This is a genomic window from uncultured Winogradskyella sp. (assembly GCF_947501905.1).
Classification (GTDB): Bacteria; Bacteroidota; Bacteroidia; order Flavobacteriales; family Flavobacteriaceae; genus Winogradskyella.
In genome coordinates, this window is sequence record NZ_CANMXL010000005.1 from 167,205 (window position 1) to 191,952 (window position 24,748).

Below are 24,748 nucleotides of genomic sequence, written 5' to 3' on the forward strand. Positions count from 1 at the left end.
AAGCACTTTTAAGTATAGACGAACGGTAAAGTGGTGTAGATGATTAAAAATCAACCACCTTTCTTATTTATATATATTTACACTATGGACTAAAAGAATAAATTTTTTAGTGAAAAAGACATCAAATAAATATCTCATAGCAGCATTACTAATTGGTATTGCTTTTCATGGTACTTCTATATTTTTCACATTAGAAACTACTTATGATGCTTTAATACACTTGTTTTTTGCAGACCACTACTCAAATAATTGGTTTGAACCTTGGAATCCAAAATGGTATACAGGATTTACTGTAATGAGTTACCCACCGCTAGTACATCAATCTATCGCAGCATTATCTTTTATTGGCGGATTAAAGTTTGGCATGTTCACTGTTGCGATAATAGGAATCGTTTTATTTATTACTGGGGTATATAGATTTTCGCTACTTATTACATCTAGTAGAACCGTTGCAGGGTATACCGCAATACTCGCAGTTTTTTCGTCTTCTTTTATAGAAACACTTCATATTTTTGGTCAGTTACCCAGCATTATTGGTATATCCATACTCATGCACGCCTTACCAGAAATATACTTATGGCTAAAAACAGGTAAGTGGCGTTATATAGCAACCTCTTTATCTTTAATAGCAGTAACTGTTACTTCGCATCACGTTACCCCAATCTTTGGTATGATATTCTTCATTTTTCCATTAATAGGAATGGTAATAATGGATGATGCTAGAGAGAAGGTTAATTCTATAAAAGAAGTTACAATAAAGGTATTTATCAATAGCTTTTTTAAACTCTTAAAAAGGATTATAAGCTTTGGAGTACTATCCTTAGCTATAATTATTGGATGTATTCTACCCTATTGGATAAACTCTAAGAATAACCCTATTACACAAGTACCTATTCCACATGGCTCAAGAGATAACTTTATAGAAGTCACTTCATCAGGATTGGTGTTCTTTATAATCCCTTGGGGTATTCTCCTAGTATTATTGCCATATATTTTTTATAGATACTACAGCAAGCGACATTTATTTTTCGGGCTTTCTATTACAATGCTCTTCATCTTGGGTACTGGTGGCACAACTCCAATACCAAGATTAGTTTTAGGAGAAACTGCCTTTAATATTTTAACATTAGACCGATTTACGCTTTGGGCTTCAATAATGTCTCTACCATTATTTGGAGAGTTTGCCTGTCGCTTCATAGAAGGTGATTTAAAATTCTTAATTCAGAGTAGATTTGGAGTAGTGTTTCATAGAATATCTGGTGGTATACTTGCAGGACTCTTTTTATTCATGACCATTTTTACGATGAGCCTAGGCTATTTTAAACCCTCGCAACCGCAGAAGATTAAAATGTTGCCCATTGTAAACTTCCTAAACCAAGATCAACACGATCAGTGGCGTTATATGACCTTAGGATTTGGAGATCAAATGGCTTGGTTATCTGCACAAACCAATGCCTTATCTGTTGATGGCAATTACCATTCTGCAAGACGACTTCCTGAATTAACAACACGACCAATAGAACGTTTGGAGAATTCAAAGTTTAAAGGCGTTGAAGGTATTGGCTCACTTCAACAGTTTTTGACAACTCCAGAAAAATATAACCTGAAATATATATTTTCTAATGATAAGTTTTACGACCCAATTCTATACTTCTGTGGATGGCAAAGATTAAGACAATTAGAAAATGGCATTATGGTCTGGGAAAAACTAAATGTACCACCATTATCTTCTATTTTACCAAAAGATGATGTTGCAACGTGGCAGAAAATACTGTGGGGCACAATTCCTTTTTTAACAGTAATTATAGCTTTTGTTCTAAATGTTCAATTCTTGTTAGTTCATACTCTTAAAACAAGAAAAGCTATCTTTCCAGTCTACATGAATTTTCAGAATAATTATTCAAAATTCTCAAGAAGTGTTTTACGTATTACTCACATTTGGTCTATAATTTTAGCAGTTATAGTCGTCTACGGCATATATCTGTTTTATTTAAAAAATGAATCACATCATTCTCCTGAAAATGCAGTTTTAGCCTATTATGACGCGCTTGATTTTAAAGAGTTTGAAAAGGCTCATAGTTTGATTAACCCAAAAAGTGAATTGTCTATCTCACAATACATGTTAGAAATATCTGTAACAGACGGATTGTTGAGTTCATATGCAAAACTAGAATCTCTAAAAACAGAAACCATCAGCCAAACAAATGATTTGGCAAGTCTAAAAGTTATAACAGATTGGATAACACCGTTAGAGAAAATTGAAAAAATCGACTTCAAGAAGCTTATTAAAATCAATGATAAATGGTATTTACAACCAGAAGATAAACCTAGTGATCTTCCACCTGACCAATTATATTCTGATAATAAAACAGCTTATTTTAATCAAGGTAGAAGACGCATAACAACAGAACAAACACATCACGAAGATGTATTAAAACAGCCTGTACTCGAAATATTAGATGCCAAACTTGTAAAATATAAAGGCAGCTATGCTATCATTGGCGAAATTCAAAATATTGACAACGTCCCTTCTGATGTGGTTTTAAAAGGCACGTTATACAACGACAATAATAAAGAGCTAGCTACATACAATGCTAAATATCATTTAAAACATAAGCTATTGCCTAAGGAAGTTAGTTCTTTTAGAATAAATTTTGAAGGCATTGCCTGGTCTAAAACCAAAGATTCCATACCTAACACATTTGATCCAGATGAGTTTACACCAGTTGAATTAGAAGAACAACCTACAAAATTCAATTTGCAAGCAGCTGGAAACGTTTCAGGGGCTGATTTATTTAAAAACACAGCCGTTTCTGTCACTAAAAAAGGAGATAAGTATTTACATGGTAATATTATTAATACCGGAACTGAAGAAGTAACGATACCTCAGCTTTTAATCTCTTATTACTCTGAAGACAAAAAATTAAAATGGGTTGATCATTTATTTTTGGAAGAAGGTTTACGTCAACAACGAAAACAATCATTTAAATATGAATTAATTAATGACGCTCCCCTAAAAGTCATAACTAACGATATGAGTAATTGTTTTGTAAATGGCTTACCTAACGAAGCCATTTCGAATAAAATCATATCCAATCGGATTATAAATCATAATAAAGAAGAGCTTCAAACCATTAGTCATAAAAAATATGATTTTATAAAAATTGAAATAAACACTTATATAGGCAATCCAAATTAATGACACTAAAACACATTTACATATCGGTAATTGCAGTTGTAATAATTGCCTTAACTACATTACAAAACGACAAGTCTAAGGAAACGTATAGTTTAAAGACAGAGGTTGCCCCAGTTTTTGCGGGAGATGTTATAATCTTGGAGTTTAGTTCTAACTCAAACAATATGGTTCAGTTATATTGTTCTAATAGCTATGGTTCTGTACTTCTTAGTCCAGATATAGAAAATAAGGTGTTGAAATTTCATATTCCAGAATCAATTGCTAAAAAATCTGGTGTTTTAAATTGGCAACTTATTACTGCAACAAATCCTCTTGAAGGAAAAATTATTGTTAAACCAAAGCCATCAATAAAAACTATAGAAAGCTATCTAGGACCACCAAGTATAGAAGCTGGCGGAACAGATTATACCATGCTTGTTGTTATCCCTACCGATGACCTAGATAATCCGTTGGCTGACAGTACCAAAGTACAGGTCAAACATCAATTTTTAGATAATCAGGCGAATGATTTGATATTCACTAAAAACGGATTTGCTTACAAGAATATCTATTCTTACCAACCTAGCGGACGCATCTTAATTAGTTCAGAAAGTTTAGGACTTAGCTCTAAAGAATATGACGTGAATGTTATGCCTGCAATTCCAACAGATTTCTCTATTGAAGCACAACGTATTCATGACTATGCAGATAGCAATCAAATTACAACCTTTGAAACCTCTATTCTTAAAGATAGATTTAATAATGTAATCAGTGATGGCACCTTTGTCAATTTTTACATCACTGACAAAAATGGTAATAAAACAGTTACTTCTGGTGCTTCCATTAATGGCATAGCCAAATCTAAAATCTTACATCCTGATCACGAAGACCAATGGACTGTAAAAGCATATATAGAAGGTATGGCAAATAGCGATAGTATAACCTTAGACTACAAACAAGCTGTTTCCGATTTTGAAGTTGCCTTTTCTGAGGGTAACAGAATAATCAATGTTGGACCACTACAAAGTTTTATGAATCAGAAAATACCTGATGGATTAGTAGTTAAGCTTAAAGTTTATACCAACGATAATATTATTGATGAATTATCACAAGAAAGCTATAATGGATATGTAAAATTTAAACTCAACGAAGACAGATTCTCTGCAACCAAATACAACTTTGTAATTGAAACTGCAGGCATTACCAAATCTTACAACAACATCACTTATGAGTAGCATAAATAAAAACATACTCCGCGGTGTAATCCTTTTAATCTACATAGTAATTATGGCATTAGTTATTTACGGGATAGCAGCGATTTTCTCATATCTAAATACTGGCGCAGACCGAAGTACAATGTTGCATACCGAAATTAAACAGGTAGACCAATACTTGCCAGAGTTTAACTGGGAACCGCTAAATAATGAAGGCAGACCAATGGACCAGCAAACTCTCAAGGCCATTGAGGATGATTACTTGGATGCTTGGTACGTTAAGTACATTTCATACAAAACAAATACAAAAACCGGTATAGAAGATTATTACACAAAAAGTGCACGCCTAAATATTTTTAATATTATAGATCAAAATACCACCTCCCAAACTACAATTGAAGGTACAAGTCTTGCTCACAATCCTAATCTAGAATTTTTTAGTGAAGATGGACAAATGGTAGTTATCACAGATAAAGATGTTATTGAATACAAACGCATTTATAAAGGCGACAAATTTATAACAGAGATAAATGAAATATCTACATATAAAGTCACACTCTTATTAGAAGACGGATTTTGGAGAATAAGACATTTGGTGAAATCTAAAAGTGATTTTTATTATCCTAAAAGCAGTGATAATACTTTTTTAGTCAACAACATAAAAGGCATTAACTATTACCCTAAGGATACGCCTTGGGATATATATGGCAAAAACTTTGATGCATTTGTAATCTCTAAAGACTTTGAAATTATTAAAAATGCTGGCCTTAACAGTGTCAGACTTTTTGTTCCGTATGAAGATTTTGGAAAGTCCAATGTTAAAATTGATAAATTGAAAAGGTTATCTAAAGTCCTAGACATTGCGGAAAGTAAAAACCTGAAGGTGTTAGTAACACTATTTGATTTTTATGGAGACTATTCTGTTTTAGACTGGACATTGAACCAAAAGCATGTAAAGATTATAATCAACCATATTAAAAATCATAAAGCACTTATGGGTTGGGATATAAAAAACGAGCCTAATTTAGATTTCGAATCTAGAGGAAAAGGCTTGGTGCAAGCTTGGTTAGACAAAATGATAGATTTGGTAAAATTTAACGACCCTAATCACCCTATAACTATTGGTTGGTCAAATAAAGAAAATGCTAATTTATTAGCCGATAAATTAGACTTTATATCATTTCACTATTACGAAGATTTAGAAAAATTGTCTGACAGCTACACTTCATTAAAATCAAAGATTAAGGATAAGCCAATCGTAATTACAGAGTTTGGTATGTCATCGTATGATGGCATTTGGAATCCTACAGGTAACAGTGAAAAAGACCAAGCAAATTATCACAAAGCTATACAAGACATCTTTACTGCAAATAAAATTCAATTTATGTCTTGGACATTATACGATTTTGAGAAAATACCTAAGGAAGTCGTTGGTAGACTTCCTTGGAGACAAAACGTGCAAAAGCATTTTGGTTTTATAGATAAAAATGGGGCAAAAAAGGCATCCTATAAATATATCTCATCTAGTAAATAACTTCTTGAGCATTACTCAATATTGACTCGTTTTTGATAATAGTTTCAAACTCTTCAATATACATCTGAGCAATTTTTGACATTGGGTGCGCAGTAGCAGCTTTGTAATTAGTTTTAGCAATATGTAATCTATGTGCTTCATTGGTTACTAATATTTCGATAGCATAAGCTAAACTTTTAACGCTTGTTGGTTCAAAAAACTCTCCTAAATAACCTTCATCTTGCACTAGTAAGGCTAAATCTCCTAAATCTGGCATAACCACAGCTTTTCCATAACTACCTGCTTGATGTAAAACTCCTGAGCTTCCAGTTGTAGAAGTGTACGGAAAAACGACAACAGCACTTTCATTAAATATTACAGGTACATCTTCTTCTTCAACATAACCTGTAAACCTTACTTTTGGCACATGCTTATAGTCTTCTTCAACTTGTGCCAAATATCCTGGTACATTTGGATTATCTGTACCAGCTATTACAACTTCCAAATCTAAACCTGTTGATTTTCTTACCATCTCAACAGCTTCAATCATACCTTCTACTTTTTTGTAGGTACCAAATTTTCCAAAAGTCATAATTTGTAATGGCCCTTGAGGTAAGTTATAATCTGGTTCAATAGGAATTTCAAAAGTACCATGAGGTATTAATTTTACATTTGAGGCATTGTATTTTTCTTCAAGGATATCAACATATTTTTGCATAGTAACTGCTACAATATCTGCCTGCAATATGAATTTTGTAAGCGTAGCACCAATAAATCCGTAGATCTTCTGCATCATTTTATTTGATGTAAATCCTGCACTTCCTAAATCTACCTCTTCAAGTATATTATGTAACAATACGATATTAGGAATCTTCTTGAGCTTACAAACTAAGGGCAATAATAAGCCTAATGCTGCAGCAATTTTTTTATCACCAAATTTCATGAACTGCAAGTTGAACAATACAGAGTCTGGCTTTGTTTTATTAATGGCTTTTGTTACTGAAAAGATGTTTGTATAGCTATTAAAAGACCAACATTCTTTTACCGTAATCTTACAACCTTCTTCTGTAAAAGTGATGTCCTTTGCACCTTCAGTTCTATCAGTTAATAAAATTAACTCCGTTACCTCTTTATTTTTTCTAAACTGCTTTACCAAGTGGTATGCATACTCATTTAAAGTAACTTTACTTGGCGGGTATGCTGTTACGATTGCTAGTTTCATAATATTGTTTTTATAATTGTAATTTCTTATTTACACTACAAATTTGCAGCTAAAAAATCATTAAAATTGTTTGGTGTAGTCGGATTACATTTTACTGTAGACGAATAGTAATTAGCTTCAGATTAGCTTTTTTTCTTGAAAATATTTTCGCCTTTAAAAAATAAAACTTGTATAACTAAAAGCAATGCCATTGCTACTATTTGCATGTGTACAACTTGCTCCAGAGTATCGTGATAGAATACAACTAATAACATTTGAAGCATACCAAAAACTCCCGAGATAACAACAGGTACATATTTATCTAAAGACAAATAGTAATACGCAAATATGTTGGAGATGGCAAACATAGATGTAGCGATAGCATATTTCCATAATAATGGTGCCATAGCAACATATTGTTCTCCAAATAATAGTTGTATAATTAGTTCTGGAAAGGTCAAGCACGTCATAACTATAATAGCAGATATTAAAGCGATATACCCAACATATTTAAATAAAACTGAAGCTGTTTCTCTTCCTTCTCTTTTAAGTTCTACAACGGCTGGCAAAAGTAGCATCACAAACATCCAAGCGATAAAGTAAACGATGCGACCAATTAATGCTAATGATGCATATAAACCTGCTTCATAAGAGTCGAAATAATGCTTTACCAATAGTATATCGCTATTGTTTATAATGATTTGAGTTAACTCGTAAAAAGCTGTCAGCAAGAAGAAGTTTTTAATCTGCTTACTATATTTTGACTCTAACGGGATAAGTTTCTTGACACTAATATATTTTGCTTTAAAAGGAAATAATCCAAAAACAAAAGACACTACAATTCCAATAGCTATAACTGCTGAAGATTGAATATTAAAAACCAAAATCAAACCTAGTGTTATTAGCAAACGGCTTAACATTTCACCTTGATACGTTATAGAAAGTGATTTATAGGCTTTTTTGCCTTGATAGCTTCCGCGATTAACACTCATCAAAAAATAAAGTGGAACACCACAACCAAATATGACAAACATAGTCGAAGATGATGTATTAAATAGTGCTTGCAATTGAGAAGCACAGGCAACAATAATAGCTCCCAATAATAGACCCCCAAAAAACGCCTGCTTATAAACCTTGGCAATGAAATTCTTGAAGATTTCGTTTTCAAAAAGCACTGAGAATTTTGCAGTCACCAATTGAAATGTCATTGCCATGAAAGACAACACCAGTAAAAATGTGATAAGCACTGCCGCATCTGCAAATTGACTAGGACCAAGTAAACGACCCAAAATAAGATTGTATAGATAGTTACCACCGTTTACTGCCAATACACTTAGCATAAATAGTTGCTCTGGTGTAAGTCTTTTTGATTTTATAGCTGCTAATATCTGCATGGCTTTATGATTTATCTTTTTAGTAATTTTTATGCTGCTGCAACTGTAAAAGGAAATGCTTCGTATAATTTTTTACTACGATTACCTTCTATAAAAAAGGCACAATCCTTATAAATTGCATTGGTATATAAGGCGTGTATTGCCTTAATGCCATCTTCGTCTATATCTGTTAAAAACTGAACATCAATGGTAAGTTGTTTGTCTTGATTCATAATCAGTTCGCAATGCGCTTGGAAGCTCTTTGCTGTATTCACTGTCAATGCACCTTGTACTTCATATATTCCGTTATTTTCTTTTATTGTAATTGCCATAATATTTTGGTTTTATTAATTAGTTACTAAGCAGCGATTGTAGTACTTCTGATGTCGTCATAGATATCTTTACAACCTGTACCAACCACATAAAATTTTCTCTGACTAGTCATCGCTTTAGCAAATAGTGCTTTAATAGCTCGCATGCCATTAGTATCAATGAAGCTTGTTTTTTCTATATCGATAGTTAGTTCTCCATATGCTTTAAGTAGCATTTGACAATGCAATTGAAAGTGTTTTGCTGTGTATGCATTTAATGCACCTTCTATCTGATAAGTACCATTGTTTTCTTTAATTGTAAGAGCCATAGTTTCTAAATTTTTTAAGGTTTCACATTCATTTCTGACTCAAATATCTTTAGTATTTCCATGTATGCGCATTCTATTTCGTCGGATGGTCGTTTGCTGTAGATGAATGAAGCGGTCTTCGTCCGTAACTTGCAATTAGTTAAATACAATAGATATGAAGACTTTAAAATCAATAGGAATTACATGTATTATATTGCTTACATTAAGTGCACAAGCACAAGACATGCAAGACGGTTTTGCCTATTTAGAAACTGGGAAATATGGAAATGCAGAACAGTTTTTTAGTACCATACTAAAGACATACCCAAATAATAAAACGGCACGTTTATGTTATGGTCGCGCTATTGGACTTAATGGTAATGCTGAAAAAGCGAATACACTTTTTACTGACTTACTTAAAGACTATCCAAACGATTTTGAAGTCAAACTAAACTACGGCGAATCTCTTTTATGGACTAATAACTTTAAAGCTGCAAAACGATATTATAAGTCTTTGGTTACTGAAGACTCAAAAAGCTTTGCTGCATTATTAGGTTATGCAAATACTTTATCTAATCTAAAAGAATATGAAGATGCATTAACTCAAGTCAATAATGCATTAGCCGTTTCCCCAGGGAATCCTAATGCGCTAACCTCAAAAAAGTACATCTATTTGGGTTACGCTTACCAAAACCAACAGAAGCAAAACTATGATAAGGCAGAACAGTTATTAATAAAAAATCTAGAATTATTTGATGACGATAAAGACACCTTACTTAATCTGGCCAACCTTTATTTAATATGGGAAAAGTTGGATGATGCCGAGCTAACCTACCAACGTTTAGCCAAACAACCTGAACATCTAATCTTAGCTCATAATGGATTGTCTTTAGTAGCGCATTTAAATGGGAAAGAAAAAAAGGCCTTACAGATAAGTACTGAAGCTTATAATAGTATTACTGAAAATACAGATGCTAATGTAGCACAGCAAACCACTGAGCGTTATGCACAAGCACTGATTTGGAATAAAAAGTACAAAGCTGCGACACATCTTATTACAGATTTAATCGCGAAGCATCCTAACAAAAATTGGGTATTGGCTTTAAGAGCAACACTTAATGTTTACAAAAGTAATTTTAAGCAGAGTCTAGCCGATTATAACAGGATTTTAGAAAATGACAGCACATCTTTTGATGGCAACTTAGGAAAAGCAAACATCCTAAAAGCCTTAGGCAGATTTGATGACGCTTATACTTGGGCAGAAAACACATTAAAAATTTATGACAACCAGAAAGATGCTGTTAACTTCATTAACCAATTAGATCGAAGTTTTTCACCAGTTTTAGAATCTAAGGCATCACATACTTTTGACAATGGCTATAATAAAGCCTTTGCCTTTAATACCACAGTAACCTATCCGCTATCTACAAAACTAAAGGTATTAGGAAGTTACAATTACAGAACTACTAATAATACCGTGACAAATAATACGGCGAGCTCTAACAATTTTTCATTAGGCTTGGCGTACCAAATCATCCCAAATATTATAGTTAATGGTACAACAGGTATAACTGCTGCAAATACAGAAAATAACGATTTTATACAATTAGTGACTGACCTATCACTTAATATTAATGCGTTGAAATTACAGAACATCGCTGTTGGTTATAAAAGACAAGTCGAAAGTTTTAATGCCGATTTATTAGACCAAGAGTTGGTACAAAATAATTATTACGCAACGTATAATTTGAGCACTAATTTTAATTTAGGGTGGTATACGCAGTATATGTTTACAGACCAGAATGATGGCAATAACCGTAACTTACTATTTACCTCTTTGTACTATAACCTATTGGCAAAACCCTCTTTAAAAGTTGGACTTAACTACCAATACATTACATTTAAAGACCAAGTGCCAAGTATTTACTTTAGCCCAGAACGATTTAATGCTGGCGAAGTCTTTGTAAATCTTATAAAGGACGAAGCTATTGCTAAACCAAACGAGTGGTTTTATAACCTAACCGCAGCATTTGGTTACCAGTTTATAGAAGACGATGCTAAGCAAAGCACATACAGACTACAAGGTGCTTTTGGGTACAAATTTTCTGAGTGTAGTTTACTAAACGCTTACGGCACGCATAGTAATATTGCCTCTGCTACTGCTGCTGGATTTACATTTACGGAGATTGGGTTACGATTTAAGTGGGTGTTTATGGGTAGTTAATACTATTATTACTACTTAAACATTAGGGAAAATTGCTTTAATCTTGTTCTCTGTAACTACTTGATTTGTAGTTATTACTTTAATTTCGGGAGACTCAACTAAATTCAGTTGTTTTATTTCTTCAATTACATTGTCAAAATCTGAATTAGTTGCACAAACAGCACTATCCAAACCAATCACATCTCCTATTCGTTGTTTTGCATTAACCATTTTCGCATCGTCCTCTGATAGGGTTACTAAAAAACATTTAGATCTACGATGAACATATTTCATTGCTATAGATTCTAAATCTGCTTGCTTATATCTTTCTCTGAATGATGTCTTTGCACTCAAGCAAATTGGACCTCTGTCAGTTGAATAGAGAAGTAAATCATAATTTATATTTGGAACGAAAGCCACTTTAGCGTTCATATAGATTGGGTATATTTTTTCTCTAATTAATAAAGTAGCAATTATGATTTCAAAAATTTTACCATTAACACCTCGTTTTTGTTGCTCATTGTCCAAAAGAATATCTCTCTTTTTCAAATACGCATTCCAATAAGTAGAAATATATTCGCTTGGTTTGTTATAATCAATGTCCATAAAAGAAGGGAATAATTGTTCAAAAATTCCTCCTGCAAGTGTTTCATTGCCTTTTACGATGTCTAAATCTTGCAGTAATCCCATTAATTATTTTCTAATTTTTCGATTATTCTTTTCGCTGTTGCTTGAATAGCAGGGACAGCAACCGAATTTCCAAACTGTTTATATGCCTGTGCGTCAGAAACAACTATTTTAAAAGTATCTGGAAAACCTTGAAGTCTTGCCCATTCACGTGGTGTCATTTTCCTAATTCCCTCACGATTTACTTTGCCTGAAATATTTGTTACGGGTTTAAAATTAGTCAATCGGTAGTCCAAAACTAAATTTCGTTCTCTTCCCATTCCGCCGCAAACCACTGCATTGGCAGTTCCGCCATTTGGGATAATTTCGTAGCCAAATCCATTTCCTTTGCTTTCGTGGCGAGCTCTGTGGTTTTTTAACGTTTGAACATATGTTGTCGATAAATAATATTTTACCGAGACTTCTTCCTCTTCCAAAATATCTTCTAGAACGGCTGATTTATTTGTTGGTTCGGGGTATTGAAAATCAGTAATTCCCAAATCCTTTCTAAATCCTACGATGAAAATTCGTTCTCTATTTTGAGGCACTCCAAATTCTTTTGCATTAAGTATTTGTGGTTCTGGTACATAATAGTTTAAATCCTCACGAAGTACGTTCAGTATCGTGGCTAAAGTTTTACCCTTGTCATGATTTCTTAAGCCTTTTACATTTTCTAAAAAGATTGCTTTTGGCTGCTTTTTCTTGATGATTTCTGCAACATCAAAAAACAATGTACCTCTTGTATCTTCAAATCCGCCACGTCTTCCAGCAATAGAAAATGCCTGACACGGAAATCCTGCACAAAGCACATCGAAGTTATCTGGAATGTAACTCTTGGTTTTAGGTTTTGTGATGTCTCCAAACGGAATTTCTCCGAAATTTGCTTTATAAGTTTGCTTGGAATATTTGTCCCATTCACTAGTGAAAACGCATTTTCCATTCAGATTTTGAAATGCTAGTCGAAAACCACCAATTCCAGCAAATAAGTCGATAAACTTAAACTTCGGATTTTCTGGTGCTGGAAATGGAATAGATTTGTTCAATTCAAAAATCAAATACTGAAGTGCTTCTTCTGCGACTTTATTTGTGACTCTTTGCGTCGGATATTCTTTTTTCAAAACTTCTTTCACGAATAAAAGTGCATCTTTTTTGTAAAATTGCGAAACACCATTTTTATGATTATGTAAATAATGAGTAAATGAAGCTGTCTTAGAATTATCTGGGTCAACTACTCTTATCTCAAATAGTTGGCCATCAATGTTTTCTATCTTAATTTTTGCTTCAGTCACAATCAATAATTTAACTATACAAGTTAATAAAGTTTACTCTTGTTAATTGTTTATTTTTAAATTTTTATTCACATTTTCTAACATGTGATAATAGATGCAAAAATGATAAATAAATTAGCCCAAAAAGCAAAAGGCAAAAGCTTTCGCTTTTGCCTTCTCACCATCAAACCAAATTATTAATGACCCTCTACCTCACTAACAATTTTATTGTTTTATAATCGCCGTATTGGCTTTGTAACTTACAGAAGTATAATCCTGAGATTAATCCTTCATTTTTTAGGGTAATACTATTTTTACCTGATGTTGCTGTAAATGCCATGTTGTAAACTTCTTTTCCTAATGTATTGTAGATAATACAAGTTACGGTATCGTTTTGTGCTGCTGTAAATTGTAGTTCTGTATGTGTATCCATTGGATTAGGCACAGCTCTTAATTCTACAGTATCACCAGCAAAATCTTCTGTAGATAATGCACTGTTTTGCGACAGTCTTAAATTTTCTAAAGACATGGTTTTACTTGTTGCTATGCCTTCATTTGACACCATAGTAAACACCATAGTCACAACATCATCAAATATGCCATCTGTTCCTGTGTTAGACACAAAATCTGCGATAGACAATTCATAGTCTTGAGATGTTTCTGTGAGTGCAATTGTCGTTTTGTATTGTTCTTCCCAATTGGCAATACTCTGTTTTACAAATGCAATCTCTAAGTTACCTGTGCCTTTTGCACTTAAGTTTAGACTTGTAAATGCTGTTAAATCCACAGCTTTAAATCTTGGTGTTAGTGCTCTGTAAGCTGCCACGTATGTATTTGTTGTAGCTTCTAGATTAACATTACGCTCTATTGGGAAATCTCCAGCTTCAAACGTATAGTCATTAGCCGTAACCTCATAAGTAGTTACAGTTGTGCCTTCTTGAGAATCATCGATTCCCCAAGGTCCATCTGACATAAATAAATCGTCTGGTGTAGTTACACCATCACCAATTCTAAAACCAATATCAAACAATAGTCCCGTCTCTATTCTAAGATTGGTTAAGTACTGCCCGTTTAAATCAATATCCATATTAAGATTATTGAATTCTGCAGTTTCTGAGGTTCTGTAACCCGCATCAAAATTGACAGTTTGCGTTGCGTTGTTATTTATGATTTCTAAATCTAATCCGCCGTTATTGTATTCGCCTTTTCTTACAAATACAACTGGTGGTTCAGAATTATTGTAATCCGTAATTGGTTTTTCGATTGCTAAGAGGTTTAAAACCTCAGCACCTAATAGGTATAAATCATCCACTGTATTTGCCCATATCTGAAAGTTATAGAAGGTTGTGTTTTCTTCGTACTTGTCTAAATTCCAGTGACTCTCTACAGCAAAATCAGCATCATTATTAATCACTTTTGCAGATAAGCTTAATACAAACTCATGCGTACCATCAGGATTTTTGATTACAGATTTTATAAACTGTTGCTCGTCAATATTAATCGTAGACACCGCAATTAACTCACCACCTAATAAACGGTCGCAAATGTATTTTGTATGCTCATAAACACCATCTTCTGTCTTCAACGCTAATATGGTTGCTATTGGTGTATCGGCATTCATATAATCCACAGCAAAAATTTCTGTAGCATTTGTAATCTCTAATAGATCTGTTGGCGAAGAATTAATAGCTTCGGTCTCACCAATAACACCAACAGGAATAAAGTCTTCTAATGTAAAGGTATTGTCGGCATTACGCTGTAAGTAGCTTTGAGGCCTTTCAAATCTTGGTGCTGTACTTCTATTAAATGCATAACCCGATTTTGCACGGTTAAAATTACGTTTATTGATTTGCTCAGATAGTCGATTATTACTTTCTAATCCGCCACCATCACCACCAGAAACAGGTGGCTCGATAACCTCACAAGACCCAAAACCAGAACATGATGGATCTTCGCAATCAATTAGTCCATCACCATCGTCATCGATACCATTATCACAATCTTCTTGTAAAACTGGGGCTGTAGGACAACGTGCACCATCGTTACTAGCACTAGAAGGTCCAAAAGCAAACAAGTTAGATTCCATATCATCCGCACTATTCACATTCTGTACTGCTTGAATAACGTATATAGTTCCTGTTTGATTAGCCGATACATAAAAACGACCATCTGCATCAAAATACACAGCGCCATAAGTATAGTTATTACCATCTAAAATAGGCACAACACCTAATGATGATACTTGTCCGTTATCCGGATTGATACGATATAAAATATTAGAGTTCTTTTCTACTGTGTACAACTGATTATCTACAGCATTAAATGCCCAATCGTGAACATTAATATTTTGAGATAATGTCTCTGTAGCATTGTGTTGCACATAAGTAGAAGATTCTGGATCTAAATCTATTTTATAATAGGTTGTTCCGCCACCTTTGAGAAAATACATTCCTAAAGCATTAACGTCTCCAACATATCTATTACTTGTTGGTAATTCATCTACATAAAACGTAGTTGTAGAAAAGTCTTTACCAATTCTGACAATTGATTTAGCTGGCGATGTTAATGACCCCCAGATATAACCATCCGTAGGATTGTATGCTGCTGCATTAATATTGCCTGGCGTGACATCTGTTGCAACTCTGTACGAGCCACCTGATGCCAAATCAATAGCGTAAACGTCATTGTATTGAAAAAGATAAGCATTATAATCACAGTTAAAAGGCGTGCCCCCTTGGGCTTGGCTTGCAAAGCTTAATGCCAATGCAGCGATTATTGTTAATTGATTCCTAAAAGTGTAAAGTTCTAATTTCATTCTATTTCATTTAATAATATGAAACAAAACTACCTTACAATTAGAGTTGATTTATTGATTTTCGATTGATGTGAATAGGAAAGAGACAGAACACAATTTACTGTAGACGAATGGTTTTAGAGAAGGTTGAGTCGCTTCATCAACTCTGGTCTATTTGAACGGCTAACTGGTATTACATCTTTTTTTATCAGCACACTATTATCCTCAATATCAATGATTTTATCAATGTTAATGATAAATGAACGATGTACTTTTAGAAACAAACTATCTGGTAGTTTTTCTTCTATTTTTTTAAGTGTAGAATGCACTGTATAATTTTTATCCTCAGTCTTAACATGAATATAATCGCCTTTGGCCTCAACCAAATAAATACTTGGAATATCTATCTTAATTAGTCGTCTATCTATATTGACGTATAAATCATTCCCTGATGTCGTTTCTACCTTTTCTGCTGACGTAATAGAATTAGAATTCCCTTTATTAGGCATAGACTCCGCTTTCTGAATGGCTTTTTGAAAACGTTCTAGAGTAATTGGTTTTACCAGATAGTCTACTATACAATCATATTCGAATGCTTGGATAGCAAAGTTAGAATCTGACGTAGTAAGAATAATTTTTGGTGGGTTTTTTAAAGTCTCAATAAAATCGAAGCCTGTAAAATCTGGCATATGAATATCTAAGAAGATTAAATCTACTTCATTCTGATTTAAATACTTAATAGCTTGAATTGCATTTGGAAATTCTTCAAGTACATTTAAACTTGGGACATTTGAACATAATTGAGATATAATTGCTCTCGCAGTAGCTTCATCGTCAATAATAATACAATTCATAAAATCTGTTATAGTGTCTTTAAAAAAATTGTCATAAGCTGCAAAGTAGATTCGAAATCTTCTTTTCCTTTTAAGTTCATGTCTATGAGGTTATTCTCGTAAGTAGCTGCAAGCTCATAACTTTTTACAAGTCCTAAAATACTAATTTTATGTTTAAGTTTATGTACGTTTTCGGCCGCTTCCTTATAATTCTCTGCGGATATATTATCAAAGTAAATCTGTTTCTCTTCTGGAAATTCTTTTTGGATGATATCAATGAGTTTTTGCTCAAAGGCTTTATCACCACCAGACATACTTTCAATATATGATAGGTTTGGTTTTTCCATGCTTTACTTTTTAATCGTGAAGAAAAACGTTGTGCCTTTATTTGACTCTGATTTTAACCAGATTTCCCCTTTATATAAATCTACTATTTTCTTTACAATAGATAAGCCTATTCCGGTAGATTCTTTATTGTCATGTAGCGCATGAAAGATTTTAAAAATCTTATCATGATATTTTTTATCTATTCCCATACCATTATCTTTTATAGAAAATTGATAATACGACTTTTGTTCTATAACATCAACTTCTATAAGTCCCTGTGCTTTGTTATTAAACTTAATGGCATTACTAATTAAATTTTGAAACAACTGCTGAAACTTAGTCTTATCACCAATTACAATGGGCAGATTATTTAAAACATTAATAGAGATATTTTCAGGCACATATAATATCTGCATAAGTTCTTCTATAAGTGCATTTAAATCTACAGAGTTTTCATCTTTTGATTCTGAACCAATACTTGAGTAAAGTAGGATATCTGAAATTAACTGCTCCATCTTTTCTAGAGTTGTTTCAATTAATTCAAAATTTTGGATAGTGACATTATCAAGTTTTCCTTTATTATCTTCTTTTATCCAGCTTACAAGTGCGTCAATACTTCTTAAAGGAGACTTCAAATCATGAGACACAATATGCGCATATTCTTGCAACTCATTATTACTTTTACCTAAGGCATCTAATAATGCTGTATTTCTTAATTCTACTTTTTCTCGCTCTCTTAGATTAATTGCACTTTTTAATTGCATAGCTACTAAGCTAGCAATATTCTTTAAAGTTCTTAGGTGTTCTTTTGTAAAATAATTCTTTGAATGGTGCTCCGAATCTATAACACCTATGACTTTTCCATCACTAATAATTGGCACTGATATTTCTGAGAATCTTATTTCATCATCAACAATATACCTATTATCCTTACTTGTATCACCTATAATCTCAGCTTTACCTGTTTTTGCAACACTACCAACAATACCATCACCAATAGGCAAAGCTATTTTATCTTTAATTTGTTTATCACTAGTCAGTTTAGTACCATATGCAGCAATTTGTTCTAATGTATTTTGTTCATTATCTACTAGATAAATGATACAATCTTTTGTGTCTAAATACTCGGCAATGTTATTGGTAATTTCCCAAGCAATTTCGTAAATATCCATCTTACCGAGAAGTGCCTTGGCAACATCATTAACCATATCTATAATTAATGATTGCTCTCGTTCTAAAGTAATATCTCTTACAATGCCTTGAGCTGCCATCGGAACACCGTTTTTATCCAGTACCAAACTTGCATTGATATGAACTCTTTTTACTTCTTTAGCTTTGGTATAGACTCTTGCTTCATAATTTTTAAAGAAGCCTTTTGTTTGTAATTCTAAAAAAGACGTCATAGCATAATCATAATCTTCCTTATAAATAAGGCTGACCACATTAACGGATTCTTTATCTACATCATAACCAAACAGTTCTGTTGCTGCATCATTAAATTTCAGCACATTACCGTTAAGGTCCATTACCACATAAGCATCTACTATGTTTTCAAATACACCTTGTAATTGCGAACTCGTATTGTCATATAAAGTGCTTAGTTCTTTATGCGAAATTTCAAGCTTTTGATTAACTTCAAAAAGCTCCGCAGATTTAGCTTCAAGAATTGCTTCAGCTGCTTTTCTAGATGCTTTTTCTCTAGCTAATGCCCTTTTGAGAATATCTACTTCTTCTTGACTCATTATCCTTTATTGATAACAAACCTAACTTCAGTACCTTCTTCATTAAGTTTTTCAAAATCTATGTTAGCTGGCACATCAAATAATTTGAAAGTTTCTAGCATCAGACCTTTTCCTAACATATATAATGCTTTATCCGATTTGTAAACCATCACCATTTTTGTATCTGTACGTTCTTCTAACTCAAATGTTGGTAATTGCGCATCAGGGTATATTTTCTGAACTTCAACATGAATATGGTTTTCAATAGATGCTAATAAGTTCATAGGGTCTTTATAATGCTCAACTAAATTTGGATGCGCTCTTATTAATGCCTTAAATAAATGTTCGGAATAAACCATCAAAAGGTCATCTACAGATATATCTGTGTTTTGGCTCAAATGAGATATGAGCTGTAACATTTCGGAAAATTCATAAGTCCCAATAGCTGTATATATTCCTTTTGACTCTAACTCTGATTGGTTGATAATTTTATCTACCATAACCAAACCAAATTTTTCTTCAACCAGCTCTAAAAACTCTGTAAATATAATTCCTTTCATTTATAGTTTAATTAATTCATTCACACTCCAATATGATAATAATTTCTCGATTTTTGAAACATAATCTTCATATTTTAATGGCTTAAGAATGTAACCCGCTATACCAATCTTATAACACTCTAATAAATCGCGTTGGTTATTTGATGTAGTCAGAATAATTGTTGGTATATACTTTAGTCTGTCGTCTACCTTTAAGATTTTTAAAAATTCGATACCATTTATCTTAGGCATATTTAAATCTAATAAAATAATATCTGGAAGGTTTTCCTTTTGTTCGAGAACTTTGAGGGCTTGTTCTCCATTATTAGCTTCGATTATTTCATGATTTAATTTTAGCGAAATAATTGCTCTATTAAGCTTCATCACTTCAATCATATCGTCCTCAATAAGCATTATCTTAAGGGATTTCATAATATCTATTATACTTTAAAACAAGCAAGTTAAATCTTGTCCCTCTGATACATACTTTATTTCGGTTAGATGAAGTTAAATGTCGGTGGATAGCATTTAAGTGTCGACGAATGGAAATAATTATTCTAGCCTAAAACATCCATTTAATCTTTTAAGTTTTTGTAATGCATCTCAAAATCAACAGGCTTATGAATTACCTCTTTTGATACAGGATATTTTTCTAACAAATTTTCAGGTCTTATAGGTCTTTTCTCAAAACCACCTCCACAGTTGGGACAGACTTCTTTTAATTTCTCAACACAATCTTTGCAAAACGTACACTCAAAAGTGCATATCATTGCATCCTCAGCATCAAAAGGCAATACTTTATTACAATTCTCGCATGTAGGTCTAATTTGTAGCATTATAATTTTTTTACATATTTAGTTACAATTACCGTAAGTGTCGGTCCAACTTTACCTTCAATATATTCAGAATTATTTCTATCTAATCGAATATTTCTAACGGCAGTACCTTGCTTTGCAACCATACTAGAACCTTTAATTTTCAAATCTTTAATCAAGACTACAGAATCACCAGTATCTAACACCACGCCATTAACATCACGATGAATAATTTGATTCTCATCAACTTCTCCATCTCCAGCAGCTTTAGCTATTTCTAAGACATCATCTTCCATATACATCATACCCAACATATCCTCTGCCCAACTTTGATTAACTCTATTAAGCATACGCCAAGCCATAACTTTTACAGCATCATATTCACTCCACATACTATCATTTAAGCAACGCCAATGGTTAGCTTCAATCTTTTCTGCATCTTCCATTTGCTCAACACATGTATTACAGCCATAAAGCGCCATTTCTTTAGCATTTGGCACATTATAAACAGATAAATTTTCTGTTGCGCTACATAATTCGCATTGATTATTACTACGTTGTTTTAAATCTTTTTCTGAAGTCATATTAAATATTGAAAACTCAAAGATAATTTTATTACACAAATAGCATAAACTAAAATCTCCTATCAGGATGAAATAAATTCATATCCAAACTTGTCTTTTTATCTTGAATAATTTCGGACACTATTTTTCCTGTTGCTGGCCCTAAACTCCAACCCATCATAGCATGACCAGTAGCAATCGTCAAATTTTTACATTTTGAGGATTTCCCAATATATGGTAACCCATCTGGCGAACATGGTCTGAGTCCGTACTTAGCACTATTTAATGTTTCTGACTTTATATCATCAAGGCTAGAGTAATAGTTTTTGGCTGCTTTGGCAATTGCATTAACTCTTACAGGATTAATAGTATTGTTGATGCCTGCAATTTCCATCGTACCGCCAAATCTGGTAAAACCATCCATTGGTGTCACCGCAACTTTTGCTTCACTTAATATCGCCGGAATTGTAATTCCTGTAGGTTCTTCAACATTAATAGAATACCCTTTCCCTGCTTGAAGCGGAATTTTAATTCCTAACTTTTTTGATAACTTTTGGCTCCAGCTTCCGGCAGCTATTACAACTTCATCGGCTACAAACTTTTGCTTATTGGTTATAATTTTTGAAATTGAATTGCTAGTAATTTCAATATCTAAAACTTCTTCATTTGCAAAGAACTCTACACCTTCAGACTTTAAAAATCCAATCATATCCCTCATAAAATCATTAGGCGTCATATGAGCATCGGAATGAAAGTAAACAGCACCTTTTATATTTAAATCTGCATTTGGCTCTAATGATTTTACTTCTGAGGGCGAAAGATTTTCAACTTTCAAACCTTCTTTAATAGCTCGTTGACCAACTTTCCATTCTTCTTCGCCCGCTTTATTAGATTGATAACACATTAATAAACCCTTTCGTTCATAATGGAAATCAAAATCTCCTGAAACCTTCATCTCTTTGTATAACTCTCTACTTAAAACATTAAAGTCTATAAGTATTGGTGTAGCCTTTTCTACTTTTGATGCTTTTGCAGATTTCTTAAAAGCGTAAACCCATTTCAAAAAATCTATATCTAATCGAGGTTTGACATAAAATGGACTTGCAGGATTTAACATCCATTTTAAGCCTTTTGTGATAATTCCTGGTTGAGATAATGGTACAAAATGGCTTGGTGTTATGTAACCCGAATTTACATAAGAAGCACCATTAGTAAAGTTAGATTTATCTACAACAGTCACTTTACATCCAGATTTATGTAAATAGTAAGCTGAACTTAAACCTATTATTCCACCTCCAATGATGACTACGTTTTTACTCATTTTTATATAACTTGAAATCCAGATGCATAAGGGTCATCTTCATCATCAATAGTAATGGTATTATGCCCATAAATTTTTGCCCAACCTTGAATACTCGGCACTATGGCCAGCTTACCATACAAGCTCGTTTCTTTTTCAACTCGTCCAATAAAGGTACTACCTATAAAACTTTCATGAATAAAAGGTTCACCGATTTTTAATTGCCCTTTACTATATAATTGTGCCAATCTTGCTGATGTTCCTGTGCCACATGGACTTCTATCAATAGCCTTATCACCATAAAAGACAGCATTTCTTCCAGATGAATTTTCATCAATTGGGCTGCCTGTCCAAAGCAAATGTGTTACATCTTTTATGGTTTCATTTTCTGGATGAATAAATTGATTTGGGTATTTGTTATTTATGCGTTCTCTTACAACTTGCGAATAGCTTATAATTTGACTAGCAGTAAAATCTTGAACTCCACTAAAGTTTTTTTGTGGGTCAATAATAGCATAGAAATTTCCGCCGTAGGCTACATCAAAAATAATTTCGCCAAGTTCTGGACAATCAACAGTTAAATCAGTTGCTGTGAGGTAGCTTTTTACATTGGTTAACTTTACCCAATCTACTTTATTATTTGTTTTTTGATAGTCTATTTCAACCAAACCGGCAGGAGCTTCCATTCGTATTTTACCTGGAATTTTGGGCTGTACTAAACCTTCTTCAATAGCTATTGTTATGGTCCCGATTGTACCATGTCCGCACATGGGCAAGCACCCAGAAGTTTCTATAAATAAAATCGCAAAGTCATTTTCAGGATTGTGAGGTGGATATAAAATACTTCCGCTCATCATATCATGCCCACGAGGCTCAAACATGAGACCTTTTCTAATCCAATCGTATTCTCTTAGAAAATGCTGGCGCTTCTCACTCATGCTTTTACCTATAAGCTTTGGTCCACCACTTTTAATGACTCTTACAGGATTACCACAGGTGTGAGCATCAATACAAACAAAAGTGTTCTTAGCCATTTACTCAATTGGTGCTTTGGTTTGATTATTATTTACTAGCCTTGAAATATCTAAAGGGTTTTCATTCTTTAACTCGTCTGGTAATAGATTATTAGGCCAATCTTGATAACTAAATGGTCTTACCCATCGTTTTATAGAATGAATGCCAACAGCAGTAAAACGACTATCCGTTGAAGAAGGATATGGCCCACCATGTACCATCGACGGACAAACCTCAACACCAGTCGGGACACCATTATAAATTAATCTTCCTACTCTATTTTGTAATGCCGAAACAACTTCTGAATAGTTAGAAGCTTCATCTTTTTCGGCAATTAGAGTTCCTGTTAATTGGCCTTCTAGTTTTGAGATAATCTCTTCTAATTGTGCTTTACTCTCACATTGAACAACCATAGAAAATGGGCCAAAAACTTCTTGATGTAAGGTTGTGTTATTTAAAAATGTGTTTCCATTTACAGTAAGTACAGCTTGACCAGCGTAGTTAGGCTGTGTTTGATCCTTATAATTTGCAACAATGTTTATGTCGTTTTGAGACATGGCCTTTTCTTTATTGTTATTATAAGCTTGAGAAATATTTGGGTGCAACATACAGGCTGGTTCTAGCTTTGTAATTTCTGACGAAAGTTGTTCTATAAAACTTGAAAGCGCTTCACTTTTTAAACCTAAAATTAATCCTGGATTTGTGCAAAATTGTCCTGTTCCTAAAGTGATAGAACCTGCATAAGTTTTAGCAAGATTCTCTCTTCGATTTTCTAAAGCTTTTGGCAAAATAACTACAGGATTAATACTTCCCATTTCTGCAAAAACAGGAATAGGCTCATCGCGTTGAGCAGCTAAATCATAAAGTGCTCGACCACCCTTAATACTCCCTGTAAAGCCAACAGCTTTTACTTGAGGATGTTTTACCAAATGTGTCCCAACATCAATTCCGCTACTGTTAAGATTTGAAAACACACCATTTGGCATTCCTGTATCTTTAGCTGCTTTTATTATGGCACTAGCTATAAGTTCGCCTGTCCCCGCATGCATAGGATGAGATTTTACTATAACCGGACAACCAGACGCTAATGCAGCTGCTGTATCTCCACCTGCTGTTGAATATGCCAATGGAAAATTACTCGCACCAAAAACAACAACAGGGCCTAGTGGTACTAATAATTTTCTAATATCTGATTTTGGCATCGGTTGTCTATCTGGGTGTGCTGTATCTATAGCAGCGTCTACCCAAGAACCTTCTTTTACTAAATCTGCAAAACTCCTTAATTGACCGACTGTTCTACCTCTTTCTCCTTTCGCTCTTCCTTCTGGTAAACCTGTTTCAGAACAATACGTTTGTATCAGCTCATCATCTAATGCTAAAATCTCATCAGCAATAGCATTTAAAAATGCTGACTTCTTTTTTCCTGAAATGGATTTGTATGAAGAAAATGCTACTGTTGCCAGCGCAACAGCGTCGTCAATCTCATCTGAAGTAGCTTCAGTGAAAATCGTTTGATTCTCAATATTTAATTGAGGGTTAAAAGTCTTATAGCTTGTATTGCCTTTTGCAGATTGCAGATGGCCTATATAATTTTTTCCTGTAATCAT

General features: G+C 33.4%; 21 protein-coding genes. 4 read left to right on the forward strand and 17 right to left on the reverse strand.

What is annotated here, in order from left to right; translation table 11 throughout:
* The first annotated feature begins 109 nt into the window (after window positions 1–109).
* Genes Q0770_RS13185 through Q0770_RS13195 form a run of 3 tightly spaced genes read left to right on the forward strand, consistent with a single transcriptional unit; the run spans window position 110 to window position 5,926 of the window.
* Window positions 110–3,199 carry a hypothetical protein gene (locus Q0770_RS13185; protein ID WP_299117747.1) on the forward strand — a complete coding sequence of 1,030 codons (3,090 nt, stop codon included), beginning with the start codon at window positions 110–112 and terminating at the stop codon, window positions 3,197–3,199.
* Window positions 3,199–4,413, forward strand: coding sequence for a hypothetical protein (locus Q0770_RS13190; protein ID WP_299117749.1), 1,215 nt, complete (start codon window positions 3,199–3,201; stop codon window positions 4,411–4,413). The genes Q0770_RS13185 and Q0770_RS13190 overlap by 1 nt, the downstream gene beginning before the upstream one ends.
* A 52-nt stretch (window positions 4,414–4,465) precedes the next feature.
* The gene (locus Q0770_RS13195; protein ID WP_306420473.1) at window positions 4,466–5,926 is read left to right on the forward strand and encodes a glycoside hydrolase family 2 TIM barrel-domain containing protein; all 1,461 of its coding nucleotides are present in this window, start codon (window positions 4,466–4,468) and stop codon (window positions 5,924–5,926) included.
* On the opposite strand, the gene Q0770_RS13200 is transcribed toward Q0770_RS13195, so the two are convergent.
* The 4 genes from Q0770_RS13200 to Q0770_RS13215 all read right to left on the reverse strand — a co-directional run bounded on the left by Q0770_RS13200 (window position 5,916) and on the right by Q0770_RS13215 (window position 9,119).
* A complete protein-coding gene (locus tag Q0770_RS13200; RefSeq protein ID WP_299117753.1) occupies window positions 5,916–7,127 on the reverse strand; it encodes a glycosyltransferase in 1,212 nt (403 codons plus the stop codon). The genes Q0770_RS13195 and Q0770_RS13200 overlap by 11 nt on opposite strands.
* Window positions 7,128–7,249: 122 nt before the next feature.
* Window positions 7,250–8,500, reverse strand: a complete 1,251-nt coding sequence (locus Q0770_RS13205) for an oligosaccharide flippase family protein (RefSeq protein ID WP_299117755.1) — start codon at window positions 8,498–8,500, stop codon at window positions 7,250–7,252.
* A 29-nt stretch (window positions 8,501–8,529) separates the two neighbouring features.
* Entirely contained in the window at window positions 8,530–8,811 is a 282-nt protein-coding gene (locus Q0770_RS13210; RefSeq protein WP_299117757.1) for an STAS domain-containing protein, read from the reverse strand.
* Between the two features lie 26 nt (window positions 8,812–8,837).
* Window positions 8,838–9,119, reverse strand: a complete 282-nt coding sequence (locus Q0770_RS13215) for an STAS domain-containing protein (protein WP_299117759.1) — start codon at window positions 9,117–9,119, stop codon at window positions 8,838–8,840.
* Window positions 9,120–9,273: 154 nt separating this feature from the next.
* On the opposite strand from Q0770_RS13215, the gene Q0770_RS13220 reads away from it, so the two are divergent.
* Entirely contained in the window at window positions 9,274–11,322 is a 2,049-nt protein-coding gene (locus Q0770_RS13220) for a tetratricopeptide repeat protein (RefSeq protein WP_299117761.1), read from the forward strand.
* Between the two features lie 15 nt (window positions 11,323–11,337).
* Here Q0770_RS13220 and Q0770_RS13225 read toward each other — a convergent pair whose 3' ends face one another.
* The 13 genes from Q0770_RS13225 to Q0770_RS13285 form a co-directional block, all read right to left on the reverse strand.
* The gene (locus Q0770_RS13225) at window positions 11,338–11,991 is read right to left on the reverse strand and encodes a hypothetical protein (RefSeq protein ID WP_299117763.1); all 654 of its coding nucleotides are present in this window, start codon (window positions 11,989–11,991) and stop codon (window positions 11,338–11,340) included.
* Window positions 11,991–13,256, reverse strand: a complete 1,266-nt coding sequence (locus Q0770_RS13230) for a DNA cytosine methyltransferase (RefSeq protein ID WP_299117765.1) — start codon at window positions 13,254–13,256, stop codon at window positions 11,991–11,993. The genes Q0770_RS13225 and Q0770_RS13230 overlap by 1 nt, the downstream gene beginning before the upstream one ends.
* Before the next feature lie 187 nt (window positions 13,257–13,443).
* The gene (locus tag Q0770_RS13235; protein WP_299117767.1) at window positions 13,444–16,050 is read right to left on the reverse strand and encodes a T9SS type A sorting domain-containing protein; all 2,607 of its coding nucleotides are present in this window, start codon (window positions 16,048–16,050) and stop codon (window positions 13,444–13,446) included.
* A 116-nt stretch (window positions 16,051–16,166) separates the two neighbouring features.
* Window positions 16,167–16,883 (reverse strand): LytTR family DNA-binding domain-containing protein, encoded by a 717-nt coding sequence (locus Q0770_RS13240; protein WP_299117769.1) that lies wholly within the window; start codon window positions 16,881–16,883, stop codon window positions 16,167–16,169.
* An 8-nt stretch (window positions 16,884–16,891) separates the two neighbouring features.
* Window positions 16,892–17,209: an Hpt domain-containing protein gene (locus Q0770_RS13245; RefSeq protein WP_299117771.1), complete on the reverse strand. Its 318-nt coding sequence runs from the start codon at window positions 17,207–17,209 to the stop codon at window positions 16,892–16,894.
* Window positions 17,210–17,212: 3 nt separating this feature from the next.
* Window positions 17,213–18,931: an ATP-binding protein gene (locus Q0770_RS13250; RefSeq protein WP_299117773.1), complete on the reverse strand. Its 1,719-nt coding sequence runs from the start codon at window positions 18,929–18,931 to the stop codon at window positions 17,213–17,215.
* Window positions 18,931–19,470 carry a heme NO-binding domain-containing protein gene (locus Q0770_RS13255; RefSeq protein ID WP_299117774.1) on the reverse strand — a complete coding sequence of 180 codons (540 nt, stop codon included), beginning with the start codon at window positions 19,468–19,470 and terminating at the stop codon, window positions 18,931–18,933. The genes Q0770_RS13250 and Q0770_RS13255 overlap by 1 nt, the downstream gene beginning before the upstream one ends.
* Window positions 19,471–19,881, reverse strand: a complete 411-nt coding sequence (locus Q0770_RS13260) for a response regulator (RefSeq protein ID WP_299117775.1) — start codon at window positions 19,879–19,881, stop codon at window positions 19,471–19,473. It abuts the gene before it with no gap.
* A gap of 143 nt (window positions 19,882–20,024) precedes the next feature.
* Window positions 20,025–20,285, reverse strand: coding sequence for a DUF1272 domain-containing protein (locus Q0770_RS13265; protein ID WP_299117776.1), 261 nt, complete (start codon window positions 20,283–20,285; stop codon window positions 20,025–20,027).
* On the reverse strand, window positions 20,285–20,848 hold the full coding sequence (locus tag Q0770_RS13270; RefSeq protein ID WP_299117777.1) for an alkylphosphonate utilization protein: 564 nt from the start codon (window positions 20,846–20,848) through the stop codon (window positions 20,285–20,287). Before Q0770_RS13270 ends, Q0770_RS13265 begins: the two co-directional genes overlap by 1 nt.
* Window positions 20,849–20,897: 49 nt before the next feature.
* On the reverse strand, window positions 20,898–22,148 hold the full coding sequence (locus Q0770_RS13275) for an FAD-binding oxidoreductase (protein WP_299117778.1): 1,251 nt from the start codon (window positions 22,146–22,148) through the stop codon (window positions 20,898–20,900).
* A gap of 2 nt (window positions 22,149–22,150) precedes the next feature.
* A complete protein-coding gene (locus Q0770_RS13280) occupies window positions 22,151–23,161 on the reverse strand; it encodes a 4-hydroxyproline epimerase (protein WP_299117779.1) in 1,011 nt (336 codons plus the stop codon).
* Window positions 23,162–24,748 carry an aldehyde dehydrogenase (NADP(+)) gene (locus Q0770_RS13285; protein ID WP_299117780.1) on the reverse strand — a complete coding sequence of 529 codons (1,587 nt, stop codon included), beginning with the start codon at window positions 24,746–24,748 and terminating at the stop codon, window positions 23,162–23,164.